Annotated in this window: 5 protein-coding genes and 1 pseudogene; 5 read left to right on the top strand and 1 reads right to left on the bottom strand. The window is 61.8% G+C overall.

The window, feature by feature from the left end; all coding sequences use genetic code 11:
* On the bottom strand, positions 1–218 hold a 218-nt coding region (locus tag ACE3UY_RS09865; protein WP_374687368.1), incomplete at its 3' end, for a DUF1565 domain-containing protein.
* A gap of 629 nt (positions 219–847) precedes the next feature.
* On the opposite strand from ACE3UY_RS09865, the gene ACE3UY_RS09860 reads away from it, so the two are divergent.
* The 5 genes and pseudogenes from ACE3UY_RS09860 to ACE3UY_RS09840 all read left to right on the top strand — a co-directional run.
* Positions 848–1600 (top strand): sugar transferase, encoded by a 753-nt coding sequence (locus ACE3UY_RS09860; protein WP_374687367.1) that lies wholly within the window; start codon positions 848–850, stop codon positions 1598–1600.
* 1 nt (position 1601) lies between these two features.
* Positions 1602–2681, top strand: a complete 1080-nt coding sequence (locus tag ACE3UY_RS09855; RefSeq protein WP_374687366.1) for a Gfo/Idh/MocA family protein — start codon at positions 1602–1604, stop codon at positions 2679–2681.
* Entirely contained in the window at positions 2674–3327 is a 654-nt protein-coding gene (locus ACE3UY_RS09850; RefSeq protein ID WP_374687365.1) for an acyltransferase, read from the top strand. The genes ACE3UY_RS09855 and ACE3UY_RS09850 overlap by 8 nt, the downstream gene beginning before the upstream one ends.
* 97 nt (positions 3328–3424) lie before the next feature.
* Positions 3425–4585: a hypothetical protein gene (locus tag ACE3UY_RS09845; RefSeq protein WP_374687364.1), complete on the top strand. Its 1161-nt coding sequence runs from the start codon at positions 3425–3427 to the stop codon at positions 4583–4585.
* Positions 4582–4943, top strand: a pseudogene (locus ACE3UY_RS09840) (MBOAT family protein); the annotation flags it as partial. The gene ACE3UY_RS09845 and the pseudogene ACE3UY_RS09840, both read left to right, overlap by 4 nt.

Genomic DNA, 4943 nt, shown 5'->3' with positions numbered 1-4943 from the left:
TGCTCCCCCTCGTGCGCGGCCAGCTTAATGGGGGCGTCGGCCGCGCCGGCTTTCTGGATGTGGAGCCGCTCGGCGTAGGTTCCGGCGCGCACGAAGATGGTGTCGCCCGCTTGCGCCTTGTTGATCGCCGCCTGAATGGTGCGGAGCGGTTGCGCCACTTGGGTGCCGGGGTTATTGTTGTTGCCGTCGGCGGCCGACACGTAATAGGTAGTGCCCATTGTTATCTCTCCGTTCGTGACGCCTCGATGAGGAGGCGCGCGGCATCGTTCGTTCCGCGATTAGGAACTGATCATCGCCGGCGGCCGGCCCAGGTCGGGCGCGGCTCCGCCATGCATCGACGCAGATTCTCGTACTACGCTGCGATACCTGTTGGTTGGCGTCCTCGCCCCCTAAGTAGGGAGGACGGGGGCCTGGGAGCGTGCCGGGTCGTTTTTCTTCCCATGTGACTACCGGCCCTTGCCGGCGGTCACGACCCTTACGGGGCGCTCACAGGTGCATCGTCAGGATGCGCGATAAATTCATTATAATGACCTGCCTACCTGACCGCAAGCAAATATTGTGCTACTGCAATACGTTGTAATGTAAAAATATTGCAGATATACAACATGAGCGCCTGTTCCCTGTACTTTTCACTGGAAACTAATGAATCTACCTACCTTAACTTCGCCTGTAAGGTGACTCGCCTAGGATGACAGAAGCAGGCTGATACCATCGCCGGGGAGTGACGCAAAAGGCATTTGTCAGCCGGTACGAGAAGGTAGAGCGCAGAGAAGACACAGGTTTGTAGTGCTTGCCCACGTCTTTGTCAGCCGTAATGGATATCTTGAAAAAGAGGAAACTGAGCGACATGGAAGAGCAAAAGGTCTTGCAATGGACAACCGGACGGGCCATCGGCGCACAGCAGGATGGCGCGGACGGGGTATATTTTTGGGCCAAGCGGGCGATGGACGTTACCATCGTCGCGTTGTCGCTTGTCTTCCTACTCCCGCTCCTGGCTTTCATGGCGCTGCTGATTAAGTGGGACTCCCCCGGCCCGGCCATCTTCCGCCAGGAGCGCGTGACGGCGCGGCGGCGCGAGCGTGACGGCGAGGTGTATTGGGAAGAAACGCCCTTCACGATCTACAAGTTCCGCACCATGCGCGTGGACGCCAAATCAACGCTACACCGCCAGTTCATCGAGGCTTACATCGCCGGCGATGACAAGCGGATGATGGAATTGCAGTCGGCGCAACAGCAGGAAGAGACCAAGTACAAGCTCGTGCAAGACCCACGTGTGACGCGCGTGGGCAGCTTCTTGCGCAAGACCAGCCTGGATGAATTGCCACAACTCTGGAACGTACTGGTAGGAGACATGAGTCTCGTCGGGCCGCGGCCGCCCATCCCTTACGAAGTCGAGTTGTACCAGTATCACCATCACGACCGGCTGCGCACCATCCCCGGCCTGACCGGCTGGTGGCAGGTGCGCGGGCGCAGCGCCACGAGCTTCGAAGAGATGGTACGGATGGATGTTGAGTACATCCAGCAGCAATCCCTTGGGTTGGATATCAAAATCATCGTGATGACGGTGATGGCCGTCGTCAACGGTAGAGGTGCTCGCTAACATGACCGATCTCCGCATTGGCGCCATTGGCTGCGGCTACTGGGGCCCTAACCTGATTCGCAACTTCGTTGAAATTCCCGGCGCTTCCGTCATCGCTATCTCCGACCTGCAAGAAGAGTCGATGAAGCGAATCATGCAGCGCTTCCCGCAGATCGAGCGCTCCATGCGCGACTACCGGGAGATGTTTGAGCTGGACCTGGATGCTGTGGTCATCGCCACGCCCCCGGCCACCCATTACGCCATCGCGCGCGACTGCCTGGAGCATGGCCTGCACGTGCTGGTGGAGAAGCCCATCACGCTCAACAGCGCCGACGCGCAGGAGTTGATCCGCGTGGCCGAGGCGCAGGGGCGCATCCTGATGGTCGGCCACACTTTCGAGTACAACCCGGCCGTCCGCGCCCTGAAGCAGATGATCGACAGCGGCGAACTGGGTGACATCTTCTACATCGACGCCATCCGCGCCAGCCTGGGCCTGTTCCAGACGAAGGCCAACGTCGTGTGGGACCTGGCCCCGCACGACATCTCCATCCTGCGCTACCTGCTGAACGCCGATCCGCTGCAAGTCAACACCCACGGCTCGTGCTGCGTGCAGGAGGGCATCGAGGATGTGGCCTACATGACGATGACCTTCCCCAACAACGTGCTGGCCCACATCCGGTCGAGCTGGCTCGACCCATCGAAGCAGCGGCGCATCACCGTCGTCGGCAGCAAGAAGATGGCGATCTACGACGATGTGGAACCGCTGGAGAAGATCAAGATTTACGACAAGGGCGTCAAGGCCATTCGCCACACCGATACCTTCGGCGAGTTCAGCTTCGCCTACCACTATGGCGACGTGGTCATCCCCTACATCCGCTTTGAAGAGCCGCTGCGCGTGCAGAGCCAGCACTTCCTGGACTGCATCCGCGAGGGCAAGCGCCCCCAGACCGACGGCTACAACGGCCTGCGTGTCGTCCAGGTGGTCGAGGCGGCGCAGAAGTCGCTGAAGAACGGCGGCGACATGGTGCTGGTCGACAACGGCGCCGCTGGCCAGAACGGCCATGGCGCAGTGGGCCAGATCAAGGAAATGATCCATGCTTGAGATGCTCGACCACGTCCTTTTGGAACAGCCGTCCGTCGTCGATGAGGGCGTCGAGCTGGGTTACCCAACCGGCCGGCGTATCGCCGACCGGACACTGCGCATCGGCGCGGACGCCCACCTGCGCTCCGGCACGGTGATCTACGCCGGCACGACCATCGGCGAGAGCCTCCAGACCGGCCACAACGTCGTCATCCGCGAGGAAAACGTGATCGGTGACCACGTGGGCATCTGGAGCAACTCGGTCATCGACTACGGCTGCCGGATCGGCAACAACGTCAAGATTCACAGCAACGTCTACGTGGCCCAGTTCACGACCATCGAGGACGATGCGTTCCTGGCGCCGGGGGTCAGCGTCGCCAACGACATGCGCCCCCTGTGCGCCGAGTGCACCCATGCCGGCGGGCCGACGATCAAGCGCGGCGCGCGCGTTGGCGTCAACGTGACCATCCTGCCCGGCGTGACTATCGGCGAGTATGCGCTGGTGGGCGCGGGTTCGGTGGTGACGCGCGACGTGCCCCCCCACGCCGTGGTCTACGGCAACCCGGCGCGCGTGCACACCACGGTAGATGAGATCGGCTGCCCGCTGCATGAGGGCGTGCAGGCGTACGTGGACGGCCGCAAGAATGACTGCGCCGCAAGTAATTAGGGATTGAGAATTAGGAATTAGGAGTCTGGAGCGTCGGGTTATGATGGCTGCGCTCGCGAATCCTAATTCCTAATTGCTTGATTGGTGGTGGGTAGGTATGGAAACAGGAAAAAGCGAGAAGCCTGTAACGGTAGACCTGGCGGGTCTGGGAAGACCTGTCAGGTCTGAGTCGGCCCAAGGGGTGGGGCGGCGGCTTGGCGCGCTCATCCGGCTGGCGGTCATCTGGGTCGCGGCCGGCGCGCTGGCGCTCGTCCTCTGGGTGGCGCTCTATACGCTGGTCATCGGCCGCGACCGGACGGCGTACGATCAGGACGTGTATGAGGGCTACCGCCTGGTGGGCGCGCCGGGCACAACCCAACTCTATACCTGGGAAGGCTACGCCGTGACCAGCTATGGCGACCACGGCCTGGTGGTCGATAAGGAGCTTAACCCGGACGTGCCGCGCCTGCTGTTCCTGGGTGACTCCTACGTTGAGGCCAAGCAGGTTTCCGACGCCGGCAAGTTCACCGAGATCGTCCAGAACGCCTGGAACGCCGCCAACCCCGACACGCCCGTGCAGTCTCTCAACCTGGGCATGGCCGGCCAGGACATCCGCACCTACCTCAGCTTTGGCCGCAACATGGATCGCGAGTTCGCCCCCAGCCGGGTCTTCGTGATGCTCAACCAGCAAGACTTTTTGCCGCTGGCCAACGACCCGGAGTTGCTGGCGCAGTTTCAGGCCGATCCCACCACCAAGCTGATCAAGCCGGAGAAGCTGGGCGGCTTGCAGGCGATCATTAGCGATACGCCGGTGCGCCAGTTCTTCCTGCGCCTGCTGCTGCAAACCAACGGCTTCGCCGCCGACAACGCCGAAAACAAGACCGCCCAGGCCGAGCTGGCCGGCAACACGTTCGACGTGCTGGAAGGGCACGAGGCGGCCGTCGCCACCCAACTGGGCGCGCTGCGCGACATCTGGGGCGATAGGCTGGTTATCGTCTACAACACCTACATCCCGGCCTTCGGCAAGGATGCCGCGCCGACCTACGCGCCGGATACCTTGATGCGCGAGGCGGAGCGGCTGGGCATCCCGTTGGTGAATCTCTATGAGCCGATGCTCAACGCTTTTCAGACGCAGCAGCCGCCGCGCGGCTTCCAGAACACCACGCTGGGCGTCGGGCACTTCAACGAGCACGGCCACCAGATCATCGCCGACCAAATCCTGAACTTCCTGGACGGGGCCGGCCCGGGCGAACCCCGACCGCTGGAGGTGACGCCGTGATTTTTTCGAGCTTCCAGTTTCTCGCTTTTCTGCTGGTCGTCATGGGCCTGCTCATCGTTGTCCCCGGGCAGCGGTGGCGCAAGCTGATCCTGATCGTCGCCAGCTACTACTTCTATGCCTACTGGGATTGGCGGTTCCTGATCCTGTTGTTGCTGAATACCGTCGTCAACGCCTTCTTGGGCAAGGCGATGTACACCGCCACGGAACCGCGGCGCAAGAAGTCGATCCTGATCGCCTCGCTGGTCTTCAACCTGGGCGTACTGGCGTTCTTCAAGTACTTCAACTTCTTTATCGAGTCGGCCGAGTACGTCCTGTCGCCGATGGGCTTCCACCTGGAGACGGTGAGCATCATCCTGCC

This window comes from Promineifilum sp. (SeqCode) (assembly GCF_041918635.1).
Classification (GTDB): Bacteria; Chloroflexota; Anaerolineae; order Promineifilales; family Promineifilaceae; genus Promineifilum.
Note: the sequence above shows the minus strand (reverse complement) of the source record. Positions and strands in the feature narration are given on the sequence as shown.